20 protein-coding genes are annotated in these 23,970 nt (G+C 67.3%); 4 read left to right on the forward strand and 16 right to left on the reverse strand.

Annotated elements, in window-relative coordinates:
* Positions 1-11: 11 nt before the first annotated feature.
* From VF167_13855 to VF167_13890, 8 genes are all read right to left on the reverse strand, one after another.
* Complete coding sequence (locus tag VF167_13855) at positions 12-1,130, reverse strand: HD domain-containing protein (GenBank protein HEX6926500.1); 1,119 nt, start codon at positions 1,128-1,130, stop codon at positions 12-14.
* Entirely contained in the window at positions 1,127-2,416 is a 1,290-nt protein-coding gene (locus VF167_13860) for a dihydroorotase (GenBank protein HEX6926501.1), read from the reverse strand. The genes VF167_13855 and VF167_13860 overlap by 4 nt, the downstream gene beginning before the upstream one ends.
* Entirely contained in the window at positions 2,413-3,387 is a 975-nt protein-coding gene (locus tag VF167_13865; GenBank protein ID HEX6926502.1) for an aspartate carbamoyltransferase catalytic subunit, read from the reverse strand. Before VF167_13865 ends, VF167_13860 begins: the two co-directional genes overlap by 4 nt.
* A complete protein-coding gene (pyrR, locus tag VF167_13870; protein ID HEX6926503.1) occupies positions 3,388-3,939 on the reverse strand; it encodes a bifunctional pyr operon transcriptional regulator/uracil phosphoribosyltransferase PyrR in 552 nt (183 codons plus the stop codon). It abuts the gene before it with no gap.
* 89 nt (positions 3,940-4,028) lie between these two features.
* Positions 4,029-4,580, reverse strand: a complete 552-nt coding sequence (gene tadA, locus VF167_13875; protein HEX6926504.1) for a tRNA adenosine(34) deaminase TadA — start codon at positions 4,578-4,580, stop codon at positions 4,029-4,031.
* Positions 4,573-5,223, reverse strand: a complete 651-nt coding sequence (gene lexA, locus VF167_13880) for a transcriptional repressor LexA (GenBank protein ID HEX6926505.1) — start codon at positions 5,221-5,223, stop codon at positions 4,573-4,575. The genes tadA and lexA overlap by 8 nt, the downstream gene beginning before the upstream one ends.
* A gap of 152 nt (positions 5,224-5,375) precedes the next feature.
* Positions 5,376-6,812, reverse strand: a complete 1,437-nt coding sequence (gene gltX / locus VF167_13885) for a glutamate--tRNA ligase (protein HEX6926506.1) — start codon at positions 6,810-6,812, stop codon at positions 5,376-5,378.
* 84 nt (positions 6,813-6,896) lie between these two features.
* Positions 6,897-7,766, reverse strand: coding sequence for a sugar nucleotide-binding protein (locus tag VF167_13890; protein HEX6926507.1), 870 nt, complete (start codon positions 7,764-7,766; stop codon positions 6,897-6,899).
* A gap of 142 nt (positions 7,767-7,908) precedes the next feature.
* Between VF167_13890 and VF167_13895 the strand changes: the two genes are divergently transcribed.
* Positions 7,909-10,341 (forward strand): glutamine--tRNA ligase/YqeY domain fusion protein, encoded by a 2,433-nt coding sequence (locus VF167_13895; GenBank protein HEX6926508.1) that lies wholly within the window; start codon positions 7,909-7,911, stop codon positions 10,339-10,341.
* A gap of 161 nt (positions 10,342-10,502) precedes the next feature.
* On the opposite strand, the gene VF167_13900 is transcribed toward VF167_13895, so the two are convergent.
* The 4 genes from VF167_13900 to VF167_13915 all read right to left on the reverse strand — a co-directional run bounded on the left by VF167_13900 (position 10,503) and on the right by VF167_13915 (position 15,123).
* The gene (locus VF167_13900) at positions 10,503-11,564 is read right to left on the reverse strand and encodes a HEAT repeat domain-containing protein (protein ID HEX6926509.1); all 1,062 of its coding nucleotides are present in this window, start codon (positions 11,562-11,564) and stop codon (positions 10,503-10,505) included.
* Between the two features lie 210 nt (positions 11,565-11,774).
* Entirely contained in the window at positions 11,775-12,611 is an 837-nt protein-coding gene (locus tag VF167_13905) for an HD domain-containing protein (protein ID HEX6926510.1), read from the reverse strand.
* Positions 12,612-12,637: 26 nt separating this feature from the next.
* The gene (locus VF167_13910) at positions 12,638-13,765 is read right to left on the reverse strand and encodes a hypothetical protein (protein ID HEX6926511.1); all 1,128 of its coding nucleotides are present in this window, start codon (positions 13,763-13,765) and stop codon (positions 12,638-12,640) included.
* On the reverse strand, positions 13,762-15,123 hold the full coding sequence (locus VF167_13915) for an MFS transporter (protein ID HEX6926512.1): 1,362 nt from the start codon (positions 15,121-15,123) through the stop codon (positions 13,762-13,764). Before VF167_13915 ends, VF167_13910 begins: the two co-directional genes overlap by 4 nt.
* Positions 15,124-15,274: 151 nt before the next feature.
* Here VF167_13915 and VF167_13920 point away from each other — a divergent pair, with 151 nt between their 5' ends.
* The gene (locus VF167_13920; protein ID HEX6926513.1) at positions 15,275-15,688 is read left to right on the forward strand and encodes a hypothetical protein; all 414 of its coding nucleotides are present in this window, start codon (positions 15,275-15,277) and stop codon (positions 15,686-15,688) included.
* A 6-nt stretch (positions 15,689-15,694) separates the two neighbouring features.
* On the opposite strand, the gene VF167_13925 is transcribed toward VF167_13920, so the two are convergent.
* On the reverse strand, positions 15,695-16,099 hold the full coding sequence (locus VF167_13925; GenBank protein HEX6926514.1) for a hypothetical protein: 405 nt from the start codon (positions 16,097-16,099) through the stop codon (positions 15,695-15,697).
* A gap of 77 nt (positions 16,100-16,176) precedes the next feature.
* Here VF167_13925 and VF167_13930 point away from each other — a divergent pair, with 77 nt between their 5' ends.
* Entirely contained in the window at positions 16,177-17,478 is a 1,302-nt protein-coding gene (locus VF167_13930) for a M20/M25/M40 family metallo-hydrolase (GenBank protein ID HEX6926515.1), read from the forward strand.
* A gap of 31 nt (positions 17,479-17,509) precedes the next feature.
* On the opposite strand, the gene VF167_13935 is transcribed toward VF167_13930, so the two are convergent.
* The 3 genes from VF167_13935 to VF167_13945 form a co-directional block, all read right to left on the reverse strand.
* Positions 17,510-18,505 (reverse strand): sugar phosphate nucleotidyltransferase, encoded by a 996-nt coding sequence (locus tag VF167_13935; protein ID HEX6926516.1) that lies wholly within the window; start codon positions 18,503-18,505, stop codon positions 17,510-17,512.
* A 100-nt stretch (positions 18,506-18,605) separates the two neighbouring features.
* A complete protein-coding gene (locus tag VF167_13940) occupies positions 18,606-19,667 on the reverse strand; it encodes a glycerophosphodiester phosphodiesterase family protein (protein HEX6926517.1) in 1,062 nt (353 codons plus the stop codon).
* Between the two features lie 10 nt (positions 19,668-19,677).
* Positions 19,678-21,186 carry an arylsulfatase gene (locus tag VF167_13945; protein ID HEX6926518.1) on the reverse strand — a complete coding sequence of 503 codons (1,509 nt, stop codon included), beginning with the start codon at positions 21,184-21,186 and terminating at the stop codon, positions 19,678-19,680.
* 298 nt (positions 21,187-21,484) lie between these two features.
* On the opposite strand from VF167_13945, the gene lon reads away from it, so the two are divergent.
* Positions 21,485-23,923 carry an endopeptidase La gene (gene lon / locus VF167_13950; protein ID HEX6926519.1) on the forward strand — a complete coding sequence of 813 codons (2,439 nt, stop codon included), beginning with the start codon at positions 21,485-21,487 and terminating at the stop codon, positions 23,921-23,923.
* The last annotated feature ends 47 nt before the right edge of the window (positions 23,924-23,970 follow it).

Raw genomic sequence — 23,970 nt, forward strand, 5'->3', positions numbered from 1 at the left:
GGAAAAGGCAATCAGGATGCGCCCTGCTCCCCGGCGAAGAGGTCGAAGCCGAGCTCCGGCGTTCGTGGCTCCTGCTCGGTGGCCGGCTCGGGCGGCGTCGCCGACTCGGGCCTGAAGAACGCCCTCCCGAAGGACCGGTCGTAAGCCGACCAATCGCCTTCCTCCACGCCAGAAAGGAGCTGACGGGCTGCGTTCAGCTTGGCATCGAGGTCGTCGGCGTAATGCAGCACCAGCGCTTCCAGCATCTGCGGGGTACGCGGGCTGTCCCACTCCGGTCGGCCCTGGTGGCTCGCGATGAGGTGCTGGAGAAGGAGCAACCGGTCGCGCGGGAGGTCACTTATAGTCTCGGCCTCGCGAGCGACCATTTGAATCCCGATCACGATGTGACCGAGCAGCCGTCCCTCGGTGGTGTACCCCGAAAGCGGCGGAGGTTTCAACTCCCGAACCTTGCCGATGTCGTGGAGCAACGCAGCCGTGACCAGCAGGTCACGGTCGAGCTCTACCCCCTGCTCGCGATAATGCTCGACCAGCTGCTCGCACGAGCCCGCGACGGACAGGGAATGTTCGAGCAGTCCCGCCAGGTAGCCGTGGTGATTCCGCTGCGCGGCGGGGTGTACCCGGAAGGCGCGGCCCAATTCGGTCCCGCGACCCACACAGCGGTACAGGAGCTTTCGCAGGCCTCGGTCGCGCACCGAGGCGATGCGCGCATCGAGCTCGGCCTCCATCCGGGCCCTGGGCCGCGGCGAGGTGGGCAGCAACAGCTCGAAGTCGGAGGGCTCAGCCTCGAGCTCGTCGACAGAAAGCACCTTCAGCTGCAGCCGGTCCTGGAAGCTCCCTACCCTGCCACGGATGCCGACCACGTTGCCGGCCACGCAGGCGGCCTCCCATCGCTCGATCTCGTCCCAGACGAATGCGTCGATGGTGCCGGTGGCGTCGCCCAGCACGAGCCGCAGGTAAGGCTTGTTCGCACGCGACTCCGCCCGCCGGGCCTCGTGGACGATGAAGATGCCGACCACCTCGTCGCCGTCGCGAAGGTCGGCCACCCGCGTCCGGGGATGACCATCGCAGAACTCCCGCGGAGTGAGGCGCCTGGGGATCGGCACGCCCGCCTGCGCGGCGTCGCCGCTCATCGAGAAGGAAGGGTCCAGACCGTGACTCCGCCCACCAGCGTCCGCACCGCCCGCCCCCGCACGCGGCGGCCCGCGAAGGGGGTATTCCGGCTCAACGAGAGGAACTGCTCCGGGTCGATCGTCCACTCGAGGTCGGGGTCGATCAGGGTCACGTCGGCTGGAGACCCCGGCCGCAGGGTTCCCCCCGGCAGAGAGAAGGCACGGGCCGGCGCGCAGCTCATCCGCTCGACCAACGTCGGGAGGTCGATGAGGCGCGTGTGCACCAGCTCGGACATCGAGAGCCCCACCGCGGTCTCCAGCCCCACGATCCCGTTCGGCGCGTCCTCGAACGCCTGCTCCTTCTCGTCGTAGTGATGGGGGGCGTGGTCCGTGGCGATCACATCCAGCGTTCCATCCGCCACGCCTTGCCGCACCGCGTCACGATCCTCCGCCGAGCGAAGCGGCGGGTTCATCTTGGCGTTTGTGCGGTAGGATTCGATCGCCTCGTCCGTGAGGGTGAAGTGGTGCGGCGTAGCCTCCGCGGTCACCCGGACGCCTCGGGCGCGGGCTTCACGGATCATCCGCACTCCCTCGCGCGTCGAAACGTGCTGGATGTGCAGGCGCCCGCCCGTCAGCTCCGCCAGAAAGAGATCACGGGCGATCATGACGTCCTCAGCGGCGTTCGGGATGCCGGTCAGTCCCAGACGGGTAGCGATGATCCCCTCGTTCATCGAGCCGCCGTAGGAGAGATTCAGATCCTCCTCGTGCACGGAGACCGGCAGATCGAAGGACAGCGCGTACTCGAGGGCGAGGCGCATCACCCCGGCGTTCATCACCGGCCGGCCGTCGTCGGTGACGGTGACGGCGCCGGCCTCCTGCAGCTCGCCGAACTCGGCGAGCTGCTCGCCTTTCTGGCCCACGGTGATGGTCCCCGCCGGATAGACGCGGGCGCCGCCGGAACGCATCCCCGCCGCACGAACGAACCCCACAGCCGCCGGGTTGTCGATGGGAGGGCTGGTATTGGGCATGGCCACCACGGCGGTGAAACCGCCCGCCGCCGCCGCGCGCGCCCCGCTTCTGATCGTCTCCTTATGCTCGCCACCCGGCTCGCGCAGGTGTACGTGCACGTCGATGAGCCCGGGCGTGACCACGAGGCCGCGCGCGTCGATCCGCTCCGTGCCCTCCGGGGCGGTGAGATTTTCCCCGAGCTCGGCTACCTGGCCGTCGACCAGGAGCAGGTCCAACACCTGGTCGAGTCCCTGGGACGGGTCGACGACCCGACCACCGGTGATCAGGACCCGGCTCACAGCGCCACCTCGGTTTTCGCCGCCTCCGCCGCCTCGGGCTTTCCGCCGGCCAGCAGGTAGAGTACCGCCATGCGCACAGCCACTCCGTTGGTCACCTGTTGCAGGATCACCGAATGGGGCCCGTCGGCCACGGCCGAGTCGATCTCTACCCCGCGGTTCATCGGGCCGGGATGGAGGATCAGCAGCTGCCGCGGCGCGCGGGCGAGCCGCTCCTCGGTGATGCCGAACACCCGGTTGTACTCACGTAGCGAAGGGACGAATCCTGCCTGCATCCGTTCCAGCTGCAGCCGCAGCACGTTGAGCACGTCCGCCCACTCGATCGCCTCCTCCACCCGGCGGAACACGGTCACTCCCAGCTCCTCGATCCTGGCCGGCATCAGGGTGGCCGGACCGCAGACCGCCACCTCAGCGCCCACTGTACGCAGGCCGATGATGTTGGAGCGTGCCACGCGCGAGTGCAGGATGTCGCCGACGATGCACACCTTCACCCCCTCGAGCCGCCCGAGGTGGTCGCGGATGGTGAGCATGTCCAGCAGCGCCTGGGTGGGGTGCTCGTGCTTTCCGTCTCCGGCGTTCACCACGTTGGAGGCGATGCGCTCGCCCAGGAAGCGCGCCGCGCCCGAGGAGCTGTGGCGAATCACCACCATATCGATCCGCATCGCCTCGAGGTTGCGCGCGGTGTCCACCAGCGTCTCCCCTTTGGCCACCGAGGAGCCTCCGGCGGAGAAGTTCACCGTGTCCGCGGAGAGCCGCTTCTCGGCGAACTCGAAGGAGATGCGCGTGCGCGTCGAGTTCTCGAAGAAGGCGTTGACGATGGTCTTCCCACGCAGAACAGGGACCTTCTTGATCGGCCGCTCGGAGATCTCCTTGAACGGCTCCGCGGTGTCCAGGATCCCGATGATCTGCTCGCGGGTGAGCCCCTCCAGCCCTACGAGGTCCTTTCCGAGTGGGGGAAAGAGCGCCTGAGCCACCTAACTCCCTCCCTTCACCAGTTCAACACCCATCCGTCCGTCGACCTCCTTGACCAGCACTTCGACCCGGTCGCGCCCCTCGACCGTGTACCGCTTTCCAACGATGTCCGCATGAATCGGCAGCTCCCGTCCGCCGCGGTCGATCAGGACGCAAAGGAGGGTTCGGCGGGGTCGCCCGAAGTCGGCCAGCTCGTCGAGGGCGGCGCGCACGGTGCGACCGGTATAGAGTACGTCGTCGACGATGACGACGATCTTGTTGTCGATCCCTCCATCCGGGAGGCGCGTCTCCCCGACCACCGGCCGCGGCCCGATCGCCATGAGATCGTCGCGGTAGAGGGTGATGTCCAGACTGCCCGTGGCGATGGGAATGCCCTCCGTCCGTGCAATGTCGGCGGCGATCCACCGGGCGAGCTCCACGCCGCGGCGATGGATCCCCATCAGGACCAGGGAATCGAGATCGGCAACCTTCTCCACGACCTCGCGCGCCATGCGCGCGAGCACGCGCTCCAGGCTGCGCTCGTCGAGCAGGACCTGGCGTTCTTGTTCGCTCATGCCTTCCGCGGGTGGGGTGTCCGGTCAGCTCCGGTGCCGGAAGATAGGGGTTCGTAGCGGCTGCCGGGAGGGTCGACCTGCGCACTCGATCACTGTGTCGCTCCGCCGCGCCTTCGCGCCCGGAAGAATCGCCTCAGCTCCTCGCCGCATTCGGTCGCCAGCACGCCGCCGAGCAGCTCTACCCGGTGGTTCAGGCGCGGGTCCTGGACGATGTTCTCGAGCGATCCGCACATTCCCGCCTTGGGGTCGTAAGCACCGAAGACCACGCGTCGCAGGCGTGCGAGCACGATCGCTCCGGCGCACATTGCGCACGGCTCCAGGGTCACGTACAGGGTGAGCTCGCGCAGGCGGGCATCGCCCACCGCAGCCGCGGCGGCGCGGAGGGCGACCATCTCCGCGTGCCCCGTGGGATCGTGCGCCGCACGGATCCGGTTCCGGCTGCGCGTGACCTCGCCCTCCGGCCCCACCACGACAGCCCCCACAGGGACCTCGTCGTCGAGGGCGGCGGCGCGAGCCTCGGCCAGGGCTTCGCGCATCCAGCGGACGTCCTCCTCCGCGAAGGGGGACGAAGAAAAGGACCCCGGCTGCGCCGCCGGGGTCCCGACCGTGCCCTGATCGACCGGCTTCACCCCTTTACGCACCGATCGCCTGCGTGTGCTGGGCAGTGAAGCGCCGGAAGAGACCGACCACCCTGCCGAGGACCGCGAAGTCCTCGTACTCCTTCACCAGGATGGGGGCGTAGTCCGGGTTGGCGGGCTCGAGAACGACGTCCATGTTGCGGCGGAAGTAGCGCTTGACGGTGGCTTCCCCACCCAGGCGAGCGGCGATGATCTCGCCGTTCTGGACCTCGCCCTCCCGCACCGGCTCCACCAGCACCAGGTCTCCTTCGAGGATCCCCAGGCCCTCCATGCTGTCGCCGTGCACCTCCAGGAAGAACGCCTCGGCGGTGCCGGCGAGCTTCGGGTCCAGTGAGAACTCCGCGTCCACGTGGTCGCGCTGCAGGGCGGGTTGACCCGCCGCAATCTTTCCGTAGTAGGGGATGGTGATGGTGTCGGGTCGCTGCAGCTCCAGACCGACGATACGAACGCCCCGCGACCGCGAGGCTTCCCGCTCGATGTACCCCTTGTCCGCCAGAGACTGCAGATACTCCGAGACGGTCTTGGTGGACTTGATGCCGAAGCGCTTGCCGATTTCCCGGATGCTGGGCTGGTAGGTGTTCCGCTTCAGGTAGTCGATGAGGTAGTCGAGGATACGGCGCTCCATCTTGGACAGTGGCTCCGGCATATCCCCCTCCGATGAAGAAGAACCTGTGCGGAAAGGCGGGAAACCGCCGACGCCGGCCCCCATCCGTCGAAGTTAGACGGGGCATTCTGGGGTGTCAACGTTCTCCCTGACCAGGCACAGAGAGGGGTTTGCCGGGCCGATCTTCGGAAGTCTCAGCGGTCTCTCAGAGTCTCGATCGCGGCCTGGATACGGCGCTGCACCAGCTCCCGCCCCATCTGCACGATCACCGCGTCGATGCCGGGGCTGACGGCCGCGCCGGTCAATGCCAACCGCAGGGGGTGCACGATCTTGCCGAAACCCTCGCCGAGCCCCTCCGCGGCCTCCCGTAGCGCCTGCTCCACCGCCGCCGGTTCCCACGGCTCGACCTCGTTGAGGGCCGTGCGCGCCGCCTCCAGGCGCCGGATCGTGGGCTCCGGCTCCTTCCAGTGCTTCGCCACCGCCGCTTCTTCGTACTCGATCACCGGGGCCAGGTAGGCACGGGCCTGCGGCGCGAACCCGTCGAGCGTCCTCGCACGCGGCTTCAGCAGGTCGAGGAGCTCGGCGAACCACGTGCGCCGCTGGGCGATCTCCTCCTCGGTCGTGAGGCCGGCCTTCACCAGGCGCGGCGCCACCAGCGGCAGCAGCTCCTCACCCGAGAGACGGGAGATGTGCTGGCCGTTCATCCATTCGAGCTTCTCGGGGTCGAAGACCGCGCTCTTCTTGTTGACGCGCTCGAGGCTGAATCGCTGAACCAGCTCGTCCACCGTCATGATTTCCTGCTCGTCCCCTGGGTTCCAGCCGAGGAGAGCGAGGAAGTTGACCAGCGCCTGCGGCAGGAACCCGCGCTCCCGGTACTCCCCGACGGACGTCGCGCCGTGCCGCTTCGAGAGGCGCTTTCCATCCGGCCCCAGGATCATCGGCAGGTGCGCGAACCGCGGCACCGGCGCCGCCAGCGCCCGGTAGAGGAGGATCTGCTTCGGCGTGTTGGAGAGGTGGTCGTCGCCGCGGATCACGTGCGAGATCCGCATGGCGATATCGTCGGATACGACCGCGAGATTGTAGATCGGCGTGCCGTCGGTGCGCAGGATCACGAAGTCCTCGATGTCTTCATTGCGCCAGCGGGTGGGCCCGTGCACGAGGTCGTCCCACTCGGTCGACCCCTCGGGCACGCGGAAACGGACCGCGAACGGCTCTCCGGCGGCCATCCGCCGCTCGGACTCTTCGGGCGGCACCGCGAGGCAGGTACGCTCGTAGCGGTACTCCTCCCCGAGCGCCTCGCGCCGTGCTTGCAGCTGCTCGGGCGTGCAGAAACACCGATAGGCGTGACCCAACTCGAGCAGGCGATCCACTTCCCGCCGGTGTCGCTCGAATCCGTCCGCCTGGTGAAAGGGGCCCTCGTCCCAATCGAGGCCCAGCCATCGCATGCCGTCGAGGATGGCCTCGGTCATCTCGTCGCTGGATCGCTCCCGGTCTGTATCCTCGATCCGCAGAACGAAGACACCCCCGAGCTGGCGCGCCAGCAGCCAGTTGAACAGCGCCGTGCGCGCACCTCCGACGTGCAGATATCCGGTGGGGCTCGGGGCGAACCGAAACCTCGGGCGATCCGTCATGCTCCTTCTCTCCAGACTCCTCTTCAACCCATCCAGCGGCGGCGATATCCCGCACAAGCGGTGGGCGCGGGAAAGCTCACGATCTTATCGGCCCGCCGCGGCGGGCGCCAGCGCCGCGCTCGCCAGGGCGGCCGCCTCGCTGAGCGAGCGGGGGCGATGCGAGAGCACAGCATCGGCCCGGCGGGTCAGCAGGCGAATGTCGCGCGGTCGCGCAGTATCTTGATCGCGCGGGCTGCGTGCTGCGCGCAGCCGCTGCGTGGACAGGCCATACGCGCTCGCGACGAGCGCTCCGATGGCATAGCGGCTGAGCGACTCCGGCCCGGCCAGGTGCCAGACGCCTGAGCGGTCCAGGGCCGGCAACTGGCAGATCTCGACGATCTGCGTCGCGAGGTCTTCCCGCAAAATCGGCGTACGGATCTCGTCCACGAAGAGGGTTACCGCGGTCTCCCCTCTCAGGCCCGCGGCCACCCAGGCGGTGCGGGGGTCGGGCGGGTCGAACGAGGTGATGAGCGAGGCCCTCACCACCGCGGCGGTCGGCGCCCGCTGGCGCACGTAGCGCTCGGCCTGTGTCTTCCAGCGGCCGTACTCGTGCACCGGGGAGGGCTCCGCGTCCTCGCCATACGGGCCGCTCTCCCCGTCGAACACCAGATCGGTGCTCATGTGCAGGAGGTCGGCGCCGACCGCAATCGTGGCGTCGACGACGTTGCGGGTGGCGAGCCAGATGTCGCGCTCTCCGTCCTCCGTGCCGTAGGCGGTGTGGATCACCAGGTCCGGGTGGAGCTGCGACCAGAGGGCTGCGACTCCTTCGGCATCGGCGAGATCACAGGGATGGCGGATTCCGCGCGGCGCGGGCGTCCTTCGCTCCGTGACGTGGCATTCCCAGTCATCCGGGGCAGCGGCCACTACTGCCTGGCCCAGGTAACCCGCCCCACCCGTCACGATCACTCGGCGCATACCCTTTTTCGTGGGTGTTTCGGGCCTGCGCGTGGTTGTTGTCGCGCCCGCCAAAGAGTAAAATTCAAGGTTTCTTTCCGCGATCGTGCGATCTCGCGTGACGCGGGGTCAAACGCACCATCGACACGAGCAACGGCGGATCGTGGACAGCACGCACGCGAAAGCCGACATGGTACGCACGCCCGAGGCCCCTACCGGCGGCCCGGGGCAGGATTTTCTCCGCAACATCGTGGCGGAGGACCTCCGGAGCGGCAAGCACGACTTCATCGTGACCCGCTTTCCCCCGGAACCGAACGGGTACCTGCACATCGGTCACGCCACGTCGATCGTGCTGAACTTTGGCATCGCGGCGGAGACCGGCGGCCGCTGCCACCTCCGCTTCGACGATACCAACCCGGAAACCGAGGACATGATCTACGTCGAGTCAGCGATCGACCTGATCCGCTGGCTCGGCTACGACTGGGGAGAGCACCTCTATTTCGCCTCGGACTACTTCGAGCGGATGTACGCCTTCGCCGAGCATCTCATTCGCGAGGGCAAGGCGTACGTCGACTCGCTATCCGAAGAGGAGATCCGCGAGTACCGGGGAACCGTGACGGAGCCCGGACGGCCCAGCCCGTACCGCGATCGGACCGTCGAGGAGAACCTCGACCTCTTCCGCCGGATGCGGGATGGCGAGTTCCCGGATGGAGCGCACGTGCTGCGGGCGCGCCTGGACATGAGCTCCCCCAACATGCTGCTCCGCGATCCCATCCTTTATCGCATCCGCCACGCGGCGCATTACCGGACGGGCGACCGGTGGTGCGTGTACCCGATGTACGACTTCGCCCACCCCATCGAGGACGCCATCGAGTCGATCACCCATTCTTTTTGCACGCTCGAGTTCGAGAACAACCGTCCGCTGTACGACTGGGTGGTAGACAACATCCCCCGCGGTGGGCCGGTTGGAATCCCGGAGAACTCCCGCCCCCGGCAGTACGAGTTCGCGCGGCGGAATTTCGAGTACACCATCACCAGCAAGCGCAAGCTGCTGCAGCTCGTGCGGGAGGGGAAGGTGAGCGGATGGGACGATCCGCGCATGCCCACCCTCGCCGGGCTGCGGCGGAGGGGGTTCACCCCCGAGTCGATCCGCAACTTCTGCGAGACGATCGGAGTGGCGCGGACTGCCAACCGGGTGGATATCGGCAAGCTGGAGTTCGCCATCCGCGACGACCTGAACACCAAGGCACCGCGTGTGCTCTGCGTGCTGGACCCGCTGCGGGTGGTACTCACCAACTTCCCGGAGGGTGAAGTGGAGCATCTGGACGCTCCCTACTTCCCCCACGACGTCGGTCGCGAAGGGTCCCGGAAGCTTCCCTTCTCCCGAGTCCTCTACATCGACCGCGAGGATTTCCGGGAAGATCCTCCGAAGGGTTACTACCGTCTCTCCCCGGGCGCCGAGGTGCGGCTGCGCTACGCCTATATCATTCGCTGCGACGAGGTGGTGCACGACGAGAGCGGGAGGGTCGTGGAGCTCCGCTGCTCCTATGATCCGCAGACGCGCGGAGGGAAGGCCCGGGAAGGAAAGACGGTCAAGGGGACGATCCAGTGGGTCTCCGCGGAGCACGCCCTCCCCTGCGAGGTGCGCCTCTACGATCGTCTCTTCACCATTCCCGATCCGGACGAAGCGGAGGGCGACTTCACCGACTATCTCAATCCCAACTCGCTGGTCGTGGTGGACCGGGCGATGATCGAGCCGAGTGTGCGCGATGATCCTCCCGGTTCACACTACCAGTTCGAGCGGCTCGGCTACTTCTGCAGCGACCTGCACGATAGCGCGCCCGACCACCTCGTCTTCAATCGCACGGTGACGCTACGCGACACCTGGGCGAAGGCGCGCGCGGAGCACGAGCGGGCGGCAGCAGCGGCGGAGACCACGCCGGCGACGACGAGGCCTCGGCGGAAGGAAGAGAAGACCAGAGAGGGAAAGGCCAAGACGGCCGAGAAGGCCCCCGCCCGGACCCAGCCGCGGGCCGGCAGCGCCGAGCCAGCACGCGACCCGCGCCTGGTAGAGCGCAGGAAGCAGTACCGGGAGGACTACGGCCTGTCCGCGGAGGACGCGGAGATCCTGACGCGCGACGGAGCCACGGCGGCGCTCTTCGACGAGGCGATCGCGACCGGCGTGGACGCGCGGGCGGTGGCCAACTGGATCATTCACGAGTTGCCGCGGGAGGCGCAGGGGAGGGCCGTTGCGGAGCTACCCATCACCGGCGAGAGCCTGGCCGAGCTGGTGGAGCTGGTGGAGACGGGCACGATCTCCAGCAGCGGAGGCCGGGAAGTGCTCGCTCGGCTGGTGCATGGCGAGGGTTCCGCATCCGCCATCGTGGACGAACTGGGCCTGCGGCAGATCAGCGACCGCGGTCAGCTCGAGCCGCTGGTGATCGCCGTCCTTGCGGAGTTCCCTGACAAGGTAGAGGAGTATCGCGCGGGCAAGACGGGTCTGATGGGGTTCTTCATCGGCCAGGTCATGCGGCGCTCCGGCGGCCGGGCGAATCCGGAGGTGGTGAGAGAGGTGGTAGCGGAGAAGACTGGGTGAGTGGTTGGCGCTTTGGGTTATCCGTTATCCGTTATCCGGTATCCGTTGTCCGTTGACCGCTATCAGCTTTCAGCTATAGGTCGGGCCCGAGGGGCCGGCTCCGAGATCGGGGCCTGGCCCTTCGCACCTTAGCCAACCGGCTGAGCACCGTGAGTACGCGGTCACGGCTCGCCATCCGTGATTTCTTCCGCCGCCGCGAGAATCGCCTCCCGATTTCCAGCGGCGAGCGCTGCGGAAATTTCGGCTTCCGGCAGTCCGGCGATCCTCCCCAGGATGGTGAGAGCGGGGCCGGCGTGGCCAAGGTGGTTCCAGCGCGCCATCTCCAGGAGCGCGGGGAGGGAGCGCTGGCGGAGTATCGAGATCAGCTCCGGATCGCGGTTCGTGGTGAGCTGCGCCAGGGCGAAGGACGCCTTGTTGCGATCCGTCCAGACGGGGGATTGCAGCATAGCGAGGAAGGCTTCGTACGGCACCTCGATGCCCAGCTCGGGGCGTCGCTGCGCGAGCAGCGCAATGAGCGCGAGCACCCTCGCCGCATTGTTCCGCACGGTTTCATCCTGATCGTGCAGCGCGTCGCTGAGGTCGGAAACGACTGCAGCCTTGTCCGGTGCATAACCGAGAACCTGGGCGGCGAGGGCGCGCTGCTCGGGATGGGCGGAGTTGTGCAGCACGTTTCGTAGCTCGCTGGCGAACTCCGCGGCGAGATCGACGAAGCGGCGCTGCACCGCCCCGGCAGCCGGCCAGTGCATGATCGCGTGACCCGCGGTGTCGGTTTCGGCGAAGTCGCCGTGAGCGACGGCATCCGCGAAGGCGACTGCGAACGCCTCCCCCGCAGCCACCACCTCGTCCGGCAGGCGAATGTCACTCGTCGGCGCCGGCGCGAAGCGAAACGTGGGCGCGCCCTCCTCCTCGATTCCTACATAGACCAGCAAGCCTCGGGAATCGGCACAACAGACCGCATTGAAGCGCGCGCTCCGCACCCCCGCAATGCTCTCGACCCGCGCGATCGCCGCAGCTCTGGCTGCGGAATCAGGAATCGGAGCACCCGGAGCGATCGCCAGCGCCCGCCGGACAACGACCTCCGAAACCGTACTCAGGCCGTACAGATCCACCACCGCCACCGGGATGGTGTCGAGTCGCACGTCCTGCGCGTGCAGAGCGGGGCAAACTCCCCAGAGCAGGGCGAGCAGGGCGGCGGTGGTGGAGAGATGGTGGCGGGGGGCCATGATTGTTGGGGGTTATCCGTTATCCGCTATCCGTTATCCGTTGTACGGTGTCCGTCATCCGTCGGGACGAGTCATCCGTTATGCAGCCTCACCGCCAGGGGATCTGCTTGGCTGGAGGCCGGGGAACCGCCAGGTGCTAACTGATAACTGCAACTGAATAGCGGATCGCTGATAACGGATAGCGGATAACGTCCAACGGATAACCGCCGTTCACAGCCTGTACGACTCCACCAGCCTCTTCTCCGCCTCGCCCACCAGATTCACCTCCAGATCGATGTACCCCTCCAGACCGCTGCCGGCGAGCTTCTCCCGGAAGAGCTGATCGAGCTGGAAGATTCCAGCGGAGTTGGAAAGGTCGATACGCACCAGCACGGGGCGGTCGGAGCCGTTCTCGATGTGCACCGCCTCGATGGCGGCGGCGGAAATCGAGTGAATGCTCATCGAGCCGGCCGTAAAGGGAATTCGGGAGCGGCCTTTGGCCATGTCCAGCGCGTCCGCCACGCGCACAATGCCGGCTTCGAGGGTGAGCGGCCTCCCGCCGGAGCGGTGGGCGATGATCGCGTGCAGCACTTCGCTGCGGATGATCGTGGCGGTCGGCCCGTCGTAGAGATCCGCCAGGAGCTCCCGCACCTTCGGCTCCGCAATGAACAGGGAGAAGGCCTCGTGATCGCTGCGGTGGACCGACATTCCCACATCATGCAGCAGGGCGGCCAGCACTACCACCACTTCCGCGTCGTCGCGCGACAGACCGTAGTTGCGGATCACCCCTGCCTCCACTCCGTGATCGGCGAGGAGGCGGTAGAGCTTGTCCGCGATGTTCATCACGATCTTCACATGGACCGGACCGTGGTCCGTCATTCCCAACCGTTCGACCGCGTTGACGTTCGCCGCCAGCCATAGGGCATAGAGGTCGTCGTCGCTGTTCACCCGCTCGATGATATGCCGCAACTTCGGGTTCCCGCGCCCTGGCACGTTGAAGACGACCCGCTGCGCGAACCGCCCCTCCACAGTGCGGTCAAAGCCCGCATCCCCTCTATCTTCACTCATCGCTTTGCTCGGTCTGTTGAACGAAATCAGGTAAAGACGAACGCCATTACGATTTCGAGGACGATCAGGAAAACAATAGCCGCTTCCAGCCACTCGGCCCGGGTCGCCATCGCCTCGTCATACAGGGCGGTGTAGGTGTCGCGGATCAGGGCCAGCTTGCGATCGATCGACTCCGCCCAGTAGCGCACGCGGAAGAGCTCGAGGGCACTCGAGTAGACTCTCGCCAGATAGACGTCCTCGGTGACCTTCAAGGCGTTGTCGACCTTTTCGGTGATCTCGGTCACCTCAGCCACCAGCGCACGCATCTGGTTTGCCGCGCGGGAATAACGGCGGCTGAACAGCGCGTTGGCAGTCCGCACTTCGGCGGCCTGGCGGTAGGTATCCGGCAGCTCGGAGTCGAGCAGCGCGTCGTAATAGCGAAGCTCCAGAAGCTGAGCGTTGGCCACTTCGAGCAGGTCGGCAATGTCGTCGTCCTCCGACGGTTCGAGGACGAACGCCCGATCCCACGTCAGGATCACCAGGTCGTCGCGGTAATAGGAGTGCGTGTAGCGGAACACGTCGCGCCTGGCCGCCGGCCCCAGCGGTTTGGGTTCCTGCGTCAGCAGCGGGATCAGATCGACACGCTGCATCAGCTCCTCGGCGGTAGTCGCCGGCTCCAGCGAGCGCACGGTCACGACGCAGTAGTCCTCCTCCATGTAGCTGCTGAGCGGCGACTCGAGAGCCGGCGCGAGCACCGTGAGCAGGCGCTCCAGGCCCGTGCGCCAGAAGGGAAGGAGCGCGGCCTCCCGCTCGGCCTCGCGCGCAAAACGCTCGAACCCTGGCCACTCCATCGCGCCCGGCATCACCACCTCCAGCGAGAGTGAGATCGCGCCGAAGCCGTAGATGCGGGCCGACGCCCGCGTGAGCGCGCGTACCCCTCCCACATCCAGCGGAGGAGCAACCAGATCCGTCACCACCGGTGGATCACCGAAGGCTATGGATTTCGGCGCCACACGTTGTAGCCGGATCCGGGCCACCGGCTGCTGCTGAACCAGCAGCGACTCGACCGCGACCAGGTCGATCTCCTCCGCCACGTCGTAGATGCGGAAGACCTCCACGGTGGCCCGACCCACGGTGAGCGCGCTCCCGTCGGTCACCGACCCGCTGAACGTCATGCCGCGCCTACCTCACGCACACCCAGTTCCGCCTCCTGCGCCACCCTCCGCCCCTCCTGTACGTCCACCAGGGCCAACAGCAAGCCACCCACCACGAAAAAGAGGATCACGGAGAGGATCGCATTGCGGCTCGACCCGGTGACGGCCAGGCTCACCGCGAAGAAGAGGGGTCCGAAGATGCCCGCGAACTTCTCGAACACGCTGAAGAACCCGAAGAACTCACCCGACCGGTGCGGCGGTACCATGCTGGCGAAGAGCGAGCGGCTGAGGGCCTGAGTTCCTCCCTGCACCATACCGACCAGTCCTGCCAGCACGAAGAAGTGCAGCGCGTTGGTCATGAAATAGCCGAGGATGCTGATCGCCGTGTAGGCTGCGAGACCCGTGAAGATGGCCGGCTTGGTGCCGATGCGACCGGCGAGCATGCCGAAGAGAAAGGCAAAGGGGATTCCAACGAACTGCACGATCAGGATGGCCGCGATCAGAGCGTTCTGACCGATCCCCAGGTCGGTCCCGTAAGCGGTGGCCATCTTGATGATGGTCTGAATCCCGTCGTTGTAGACCAGAAAGGCCAGCAGCATCAGGAAGGCCTGTCGATAGCCTCGTAGTGCCCGCAGTGTCTCCCAGAGGCGTATGAAGGCGCCCCGCACCGGCTGCGTGCGCGGCGTCTCGTCGGGCTCGAGGGTTCGCGGGGGATTGGCCACCCGCCGAAAGAGTGGGACGGAGAAGAGCACCCACCACGCCGCCACCGAGAGCAGGGCCAGCCGCGTCGGCAGGGTCGAGTCCGCGGAGCTCAGCCCGAAGGCTCCCGGGAACAGGATCCAGGCCAGGTTGAGCGCCAGCAGGGTTCCGCCTCCAGCGTACCCCAGCCCGTAGCCCGCAGTGGAGACGCGGTCGATCTCGTTTTCGGAGGCGACGTGGGGAAGTAGCGACTCGTAGAAGACCATGCTCCCCGCGGCGCCAACGAGGGCGGCCACGAAGAGCCAGAAGCCCAGCCAGACGTGGCCCTGGCGAAGGAAGAACATGGCAGCCACCGCCGAGGCCCCCAGACCCATGAAGAGACCCAGCAGTCGCTTGTGCGCGGCCGTGTAGTCGGCGAGGGCACCCAACACGGGAGAGAGCACGGCGATCAGCCCCATGGCGACACTGTTCGCCGCCGCGATGTAGCCGGTGGACACCTCGTCGGGAAGGTCACGCGCCACCACGAGCTTGTAGAAGATCGGGAAGACGGCGACCATGATGGTCGTCTGCACGGACGAGACTGCCCAATCGTACATTGCCCAGGCGCGCAGCTCCGGCCGGTCGAGCCCGAGGCGGGCGAGGACGGCGCGAGGCTTCGCGGGCTGCGGGTCGTCGATCATCGAGCGGATACGAGTGGAGGGAGGTGGTCTGTCAGAAGGCGTGGAATATACTTGCGGTGTGCGGTGCAGCCAGATCGCAGGGCGTTGCCCCGCCCAGCCGCCGGTGGTATGGTCATCCGCTGAACCCTGCAACCACTATCGATCCCCGACCATGACTGCCCTGTATCACGCGCATTCGGGAGTTCGCTACCTCGTGCTGTTGATGGCCCTCGTGGTGATCGTGCTCGCTGCGCACGGGCTCGCTACCCGGCGCGCTGCCACCAGGGCTGACCGAATCACGATGTCCGTCTTCACAGGCGTGCTCGATTTGCAGGTCCTGCTGGGGCTCGGCCTCATCGTTGCCGGGATCTTTTATGGGGCGCTGATGGGTCACCTGATGATGATGATCCTCGCCGTCGTGGCCGCCCACGCCGCCGGTTCTATGGCTCGTAAGACGACTGAACACCGCCGCGCCCACCTCCTGCGACTCGCGGGCGTGGGGCTGGCGATCCTGCTGATCATCGGTGGGGTGATGGCCATCGGCCGGTCCCCCCTGGAGTCGAACATCCCGGCCAGCACGCAGTGATCGGGATCAGGCTCGGCCGAAGGCCCGGCGGACCGAAGGGCTGGCCAGGTATCCCAGCGTGGCCAGCTCGATCAGGATCTCGAAGATCGGAACGGTGGGGATCTCGGGTGTGATCCAGGCGCGCGCACATGAGGAGATCAACAACAGCACGAGCAGGACGATCATCGTCGACCAGGTCCAGGCGGCCAGGCTCACCAGTCGTACGGCGACGTAGAGGGAAAGCGGACCGATAGCCAGCACGCCGAGCCACACGCGCCAGCCGATATCTGGACGGGCGAGCGCGAGATAGATCCCGCCGAGCAGGGATCCGGCCCCCAGCAGACCGAGGATGGTGCCGAGAACGACGACGCCCAGCGGGGCACGCCGCAGGGCCTGCTCCCACGCGGCGATTCTTCCTCTCCAGCGTTTCACGGCCGTTCCGGTTCGAGGCTGGTGGGCACGAGGGGGGCGATCATGAGCGCTTCTCGCCACGGGCGTCCGCACCAGCCGTGCCGTCGGCGGACCGACCGCGGATCACCGTGCTGCGCGAGTTGACGGACATTCCTGCCGCGAGCCACAATGGGCGGGATCGCCCTCCCGCATCCGAGCCGATGAACCTGAACGATCTGCTGACGCGACCCGCGGCCAGGCGCGCGCGAGCGCTCATTCGTCAACTCGAAGAGGAGACCTTCGCGGAGCAGCTCCGGATCGTCACGATCCCGGCTCCCTCGCTCCACGAAGGCCAGCGGGCCGAGTTCGTCCGTAAGCGCTTTGATGCGTTACGCCTGTGCCGCCCGCACGTCGACGAGGTCGGTAACGTCCTCGCCGGGTTGCCGGGAGCGAGCCAACCGGAACTGGCTCCGGTGGTCCTGTCGGCGCATCTCGACACCGTCTTCGGACCCGAGACTTACCTGATCCCCCGCCACGTTGGAAACCGGGTCTATGCTCCCGGCGTGACGGACAACGCGCGCGGGGTGGCGGCGCTCCTCACCGTGGCGCGCGTCCTGGTGGAGAGCGGGATGCGGACGCGGGCTCCGATCTGGTTCGCGGGGACGGTCGGGGAGGAGGGGATCGGCGATCTGCGCGGCGCGAAGCACCTCTTCCGGCCCGGTGGAAACCTGGCCCGCCCCTCCGCGTTCATCGCGTTGGACGGATCGGGGATCCGCCGCATCGTGCACCGGGCCATCGGGGCGCGGCGGCTGAGGGTGGAGATCACCGGCCCGGGCGGCCATTCCTGGTCCGACTGGGGCGCACCGAATCCCCTGCACGCCCTCGGCCGCGGAATCGATCGGATCCTGCGCCTGCACGGCCCCGCGCGATCAAAGGTGACGCTGACCGTCGCGCGGGCTGGCGGGGGCACCACCGTCAACGCGATTCCGGCGACCGCCTGGCTCGAGCTGGATCTCCGTGGGGAGGCCAGTGAGGCCGTCGCCGAGCTCGAGAAGGCGTGTCGCCGGACTTTCCAGGAAGTGGTCGATGGGGAGAACCGCGAGCGGCGGGCCGGATCGGAGGCCTTGAAGCTGACTGTCCGCGTGATCGGAGATCGCCCTTCCGGTCAGATCCCCGAGACGGCGCCGCTGGTGAGCGCCGCGGTGGCGGCAACCCGCATGGTGGGTGCCCGACCGGAGCTGGTGGCCTCCTCGACCGACGCGAACGTGCCGCTGTCTCTGGGAATCCCCGCCGTGGCCCTGGGCGCGGGGGGAGAGTCCGGCGGCATCCACACCACCGAGGAGTGGTTCTGCAACCGGGAGGGTGTGCTCGGACTGGAGAGGGCCCTGCTGACCGTGCTCTGCGCAGCGGGAGTGGAGTGAGCCGGCGCCAGGGTCGGCGCCGGCTTCCCGATCATGCCTCGAGCTTGACGATCGAGTGATCCCCGACGTCCACCCGCCCCTTCACCCCCACCAGCTCGACCTCGTTGCCCACGAGGGAATCGTGCAGGTTGCAGTCGACGAGACGGGAGTTCTTGCCGATGATGGTGTCACGCAGGCGGGAGCCTCGCAGCCGACTCCCCTTCCCCACCGTCACGTTGGGCCCGATCTCCACATCGTCCAGCTCCACCCCGTCAGCGACGTAGACCGGGTCGTGGACGACCACGCCCGGCCGCTCCGGCGGTCGCGCCGCGCGACGCGTCGACAGGACGTGGCGATTGGTCTCCAGCAGCGTTTCCGGTTTCCCGGCATCGTACCACCCCTCCACGGGGATCGTGCGGATCTTGGCCCCGCGGTCGATCATGTACTGGAAAGCATCGGTCAGGTAGTACTCACCGCTCGGCCCCGGGGGAGAATTCAGGGTGTGGTCGATCCCCTCGAAGAGCAGCTTCCAGTCGCGGATGTAGTAGAGGCCGATATTGGCGAGACGGGAGATCGGCTCCGACGGCTTCTCGATGATCTGCCGCATGTTGCCTTCCTCGTCCGTCACCACCACGCCAAACCGCTGGTAGTCCTCCACCTCCTTCACCCAGATCACGCCCGCCACGTCGTCCGGCAGGCGCTTGACGACGCTGAGATCCGCATCGAAAAGCGTGTCGACGAAGATGATCAGCAGATCCTCGTCGATGTACGGCCGGGCGAGCTGCACCGCGCCGGCAGTTCCATTCTGCACAGGCTGCTCGACGTAGTGCACCCGGAAGTCAGGGTACTCCTCGGCCATGTACTCCTCGACCCGCTCCTTGAGGTGGCCGGTGATGAACACCGCCTCGTGGACGCCGAGCTCCCGCAGGTCGTCGAGGATGTAGCTCATGACGGGCTTGTCCGCGACGCGAAGCAGCGGTTTGGGCGTCACGTGCGTGTGCGGCCGTAGCCTCGTTCCCTTCCCCGCCAGAGGAATGACGACTTTCACGGTCTCTCCTTGCCTCTCGATGCCAACGGTTGGGTCCAAGCGGGCTCGGGGCTCGGTCCACCCCGGCGCGCGCGGAAGATAGGCTTGCCTGGTTTTGGCGTCAAAGCAGGTCCCGGGCCGCGGAGACAGGACCCGACCTTAGACCACCGAGGAGCGCAGAAGGGAGAATCGACGGCCGCGCCTGAATCCGGAAGAAGCCGCGCTTTGCAGTTGCCGCCGCCCGCAGCGGCTCGAGCGCCTCACCCGCCTCGACGGCCAGATCGGCTTCGACAATCTGCGCCCCCGAGGCGATGGCACGCCGGTAGCCGGCGACAAAGCCGTCACGATCGATCTTCCCCGCCAGGTACGCACGGTCGACCGTGCGTGAGGTGCCGAGCACGCCGAGCGCGCCTCTGGCCGCAAGCCGCTGGAAGATATCGGGCTCGGACGGCTCGGTATGCGTCACGAAGCCCACCACGTTCCGCCACGGCACCCCGGTGGCCTCGAACCGTTCGACCGCTGCTGCGTCCGGCAGGAAGACCTGCATCAGGATGTCGGGGTCAAACTCGTACAGGCGCCGAGCGTCGTCGAAACTGTAGGCCATGACGATCGCCCACGCGTGCGCCTGCTGGCGCTGCACGGCGCGGGCACGCTCGAGGATGTCGACGCCCTTGTCGTCGAGCAGCAGCACGGTCCGCCCCTTCGCCCACGCGAGCGCCTCATCGAGCGTGGGAATGTGGTACGGCGTGACGGTGCCATCAGGATCCTTGAGCCGTAGTTGCTGGAGCTCCGCCCACGTGTGGTCAGCCACGCGGCCGTGCCCCGTACTCGTGCGCTCGAGCGTCGGATCGTGAAAGAGCACGAGCACGCCGTCACGCGTCCACCGCGGATCGACCTCTAGCGCCGCCCACGTGTGTCTGAGCGTATTCTCGAACGTTTCCAGCGCGTTCTCCGGAAAGCCCGGCCGAGCACCGCCGCGATGTGCGTGCAGCAGCGGTGGACCGTCGGGCTGGTAGCGATACAGCGCCCGCAGGTCGTCGACGGTTTCAAGCGCGAAAACGTGTAGATCGACCGCACGCACCTGCGCGGTCCTGGGGTGAGCCGCCGTCAGCGCCGCCGCGAGGACGGCCAGGGCCGCGGCCGCTGCCGCGGCGGACAGGACGACGAACGTCGTGCGCCTCATGGCCGTCCCCTCAGCGGTACATACGCCCTTCGAGCCGGGGCGGTTCGTCCTGCGGAGGTGGCTCGACGTGTGCCTCGCGCATCCACGCCTCGATCTGCGCGACGACGTCCGGATGATCGGCGGCCACGTCGGTCGTTTCGCCTGGATCGCGTTCGATATCGTAGAGCTGCAGTGGCGCGCCGGGCCCCGGCCGGATCGCTTTCCATGGTCCGCTCCTCACGGCCTGCCGCAGCGTGGTTTCGGCAAGATACCGGACGCTGGTCCAGTCGATATCCGCGTCTTCCCAGTAGAGGTAGTCATGCGATTCGGGCGCGCGTCCGGCGGCTTCGGCACCAACTAGCACCGGAACGAGCGACAGCCCGTCAATGTTCGCCGGCACGTGTTCCGATGCGCCGGTAAGCTCGGCGATCGTCGGTAGCAGGTCCGGAAAATACGTCAGATGATCCGTCGTCGCGGGCTTGATCCGCCCCGGCCAGCGCACGATGAACGGCACGCGCAGGCCGCCCTCCCACAGCGTCGTCTTGCCGCCACGCAGGATCCCGTTCGTTTGCAGCGGCTCACGGTTGAGCGTCGTCAGGCCGCCGTTGTCGGAGGCAAACAGGATAATCGTGCGATCGGCAATGCCGAGCTCGTCGACGAGCGCCACGATCTCGCCGACGTGCCGGTCGACGATCGACGTGAACGCCGCGGCGGCCTTCGCCTCGAGCGGCCAGGGGCGATCGACGTAAAGCTGCCAGGCCGGATCGTCTTCCGGCACCTCCCACCGCGAGTGCGGCGGTGTCCATGCGCCGTAGGCGAAGAACGGCCGGTCGCGGTGCGCGCGAATGAACTCCTTCATGCGCTCGACGATGAGCGCGTGGGCGAACTGATAGCGCTCCCCGGACGGCGACTGCGGCGGTATCGGGCCGACGCCACGCCCTTCGCCGAAGGAACCGTCGTAGAAGCCACGATTGGCCGGCAGCTCGACACGCTCACTGTTCCGGTACAGGAAGGCGGGGAAGTGCTCGTGCGCGTGAATCTGGTGGTAGAAGCCGAAAAACTCGTCGAATCCCTGCCGCTCGGGCACCCCCGGCGTACCGATCTCACCCAGGCCCCACTTTCCGAAACCTCCGGTGGCATAGCCTGCTGCCTTGAGAACCTCGGCCAGCGTGACATCCTCGTCGCGCAGCGAGACACCGCCCGTATTCGACCGCACCGGCGTGTGGCCCATGTGCAGGCCGGTCATCAGCGTGCTGCGCGACGGCCCGCAAACCGTGTTGCCGGCATACGCACGGGTGAACCGCAGGCCTTCGGCCGCAAGCTGATCGAGCGACGGCGTCGAGATGGCGGTGCCCCCATACGCACCGAGATCGGCCGAACCGAGATCGTCGGCCAGGATGAGAATGATGTTGGGCGGCAGCGCTGCCTGGCGCAGCGCCTCCGGACGCGACTCCGACGAAAATCCGGAGCAGGCCGTAGTCGCCCCGGCGGTCAGGACCGCGGTAACGACGGACGCGAACAAGCGGCAGAATCGGGTCACGGTCGCCTCCAAGGAACGCCTGGCGCGCGTCAGCCCCGAACGATCGGCACGAACTGCACCGGGATCGACAGCGGCTGATCTGTGAAGGCCAGCTGGCGCGCCGCCTCGCGTACGGTGCACCAAAGCAACAATCCCGGCAAGTACTGCGGGCGGATTGTATCTTGCGGCGCGGCTCGCTCGGTCGGAGAAGCACAACGCGAACGAATCTCCCGCGCCCGCACCGATGCCGAAGAGCAAGAGGATCCATTTCGACCCGATCGAATCCCTCCGATCCGCACTGCCGGACCGGATCCCAGTCATGCCGATCACCAGCACCGTGATCTTTCCTACCGGGGCGACCGGGCTGCAGGTCGGCTTCCCGCCGAACGTCGAAGTCCTCGGCCTCCACCCGGGCAAGTCGCTGGTCGTGGCGCTGGTCGTCACCGAGGAAGAGGAGGACGAGATCCCACCAGCCTCGCTGGAGAAGGTGGGGGTCATTGCCCGCGTGCTGAACCGCCTGAACCTGCCGGGCAACCTGGTCCAGGCGACACTCCAGGGCATCATTCGCGTCCACCTGGAGAACGTGCGCTTCGAGAACGGCTACTACACGGCTTTTCCGCGGCTGGTGGAGGAAACGAGCATCCCCGAGGAGGAGGCGAAGAAGCGGATCGAGCGGATCCTCACCACGCTGGGCGGTATTGGCGCACGGGTGGAGCGACTTGCCGAAGTCCCCCGCATCCTGCGGCGCAACGCCAGCGACCCCGGCCGCTTCGCCGACCTGGTCGCGACCCTGGCGCACTTCAGCGTGGCCGACAAAGACCAGGTCCTCCAGCGGCTGGATGTGCGGGAGAGGCTGGACTACGTGGGAGAGGTGCTGGACCGCGAGTGGATGAAGGTCCAGAGTCGCGCCGAGAGCGCTGCGAAAGTCGACGGGGCAGAGACCGCAATGCCCCCGGGGAAGGGCCGCCCGGGTCCGCGCATGGCGGAGATCCGCAAGCAGATCTCCGCGCTTCAGGCAGAGCTCGGCGAGATCGATCCAGCCGAGAAGGACTCAGTCGAGCTCCTGCGCCGCATCGACCGGGCGGGCCTCCCCTCCAACATCGCCTCCGTCGCTCGTCGAGAGGCCGAGCGGCTGCGCAATATCGCGCCGGGCTCCAGTGAGGCGATGGAGATCCGAAACTATGTCGATGTGGTGCTGGACATTCCCTGGGAGCGACTGAGCGACCACGCCGAGATCGACCTGGAGGCCGTCCGCGAGGCGCTGGACGAGCGCCACCTGGGGCTCGAAGACGTGAAGCGTCGGATCCTGGAGGTGCTCTCGGTGGCGACCCTGCGCGGCAGCGTAGCCGGGCTGGTCCCCTGCATCGTCGGGCCGTACGGCGTGGGCAAGCGCACGCTGGCGGAGGCGGTGGCGCGCGGACTCAATCGACCTCTGGTCCGGGTTGATCTCGGCGGACGCGGCGAGAGTCAGTTGATCGGGATCCGCCGCTCACGCAGCGGCGCCCAACCCGGCAAGCTGATCTCGGCTTTTCGCGAGGCGGGCGTGGCCGATCCGGTCTACCTGCTCGAGGAGATGGACGAGGTCGGGCTGGGAAACGTGGAGGGGGATCCGGTGGAGGCGTTGGAAGAGTTCCTCGATCCCGCCAATCGGGAAGGGTTCTTCGATCGCTACCTGGACCTCCCTTTCGACCTGACCAACACGATCTTCATCGCAACGGCCATCGATTTCTACCGGGTGCCCCGCAGCCTGCGCGACCACCTGATCGAGATCCGTATCGCCGGCTACACCCCCGAGGAGAAGGTCGAGATCGCCCGCAAGTGCCTCCTCCCCGCGCTCGTGGAAGAGCACGGCCTCACCGGCGAGCAGATCGAGGTGGATGAAGACACCCTGGTCTTCCTCACCCGCGGGTACGCGCGGGATGCCGGGCTCGGAAACCTTCGGCGCTCGCTCTCCGCGGTGCTCCGCTTCATCGCCCACCAGAAGGCGACCGGTGAGGCGACCCGCTGGACGCTCTCGCGCGACATGATCGAGGAGGTGCTGGGGCTTCCCCGCTATCTCCCGACCGAAGCCGAAAGCCGGCCAGAAATCGGCGTGGTGACCGGCCTCGCGTGGACCGCGGCGGGCGGTGAGCTGATGTTCATCGAGGCCCTGCGGATGCCCGGCACCGGCCGCCTCATCATCACCGGGCTGATCGGCGAGGTGATGCGGGAATCGGTAAACGCCGCCTATTCATACGTTCGCTCGCGGGCCGACCGGCTAGGAATCGCGCATTCGCTCTTTGGGGAGACCGACCTCCACATTCACTTTCCGGTGGGTGCCACCCCGAAGGACGGCCCGAGCGCGGGCGTCGCGGTCACCCTCGCCATCGCGTCGTCGCTGTCGGAGCGGCCTGTACGGCACGACATCGCGGTAACCGGAGAGGTCACCCTGCGCGGAAGGATCCTGGAGATCGGCGGGGTGAAGGAGAAGACGCTGGCCGCTCACCGGGCCGGCATCTACGACGTCGTGCTCCCGGCAGGCAACGAGCGGGACCTGCGGGACGTGCCGGAGGACGTGCGCGAGTCCATGCACTTCCACATGGTGGAGCACATGGACGAGGTCTTCGACCTGGCGCTCACCGCGAAAGAGCGCACACGGAGGCAGCGCCGGCGGACCCCTGCCAGCAGCGGCGGCCGCCGGGCCCGCGCGGCCGCCCGGGGGCGCGAGGAGGAGGAAGAGGACTCGAAGAGCTCCGAATCCCCGAACGACGACGCGTAAGCGGGCCGACGCCGACGACCGTCGGCCATCGCGACGAGGCCGCGGGA

Source organism: Longimicrobiaceae bacterium (assembly GCA_036375715.1).
Lineage (GTDB): Bacteria > Gemmatimonadota > Gemmatimonadetes > Longimicrobiales > Longimicrobiaceae > DASVBS01.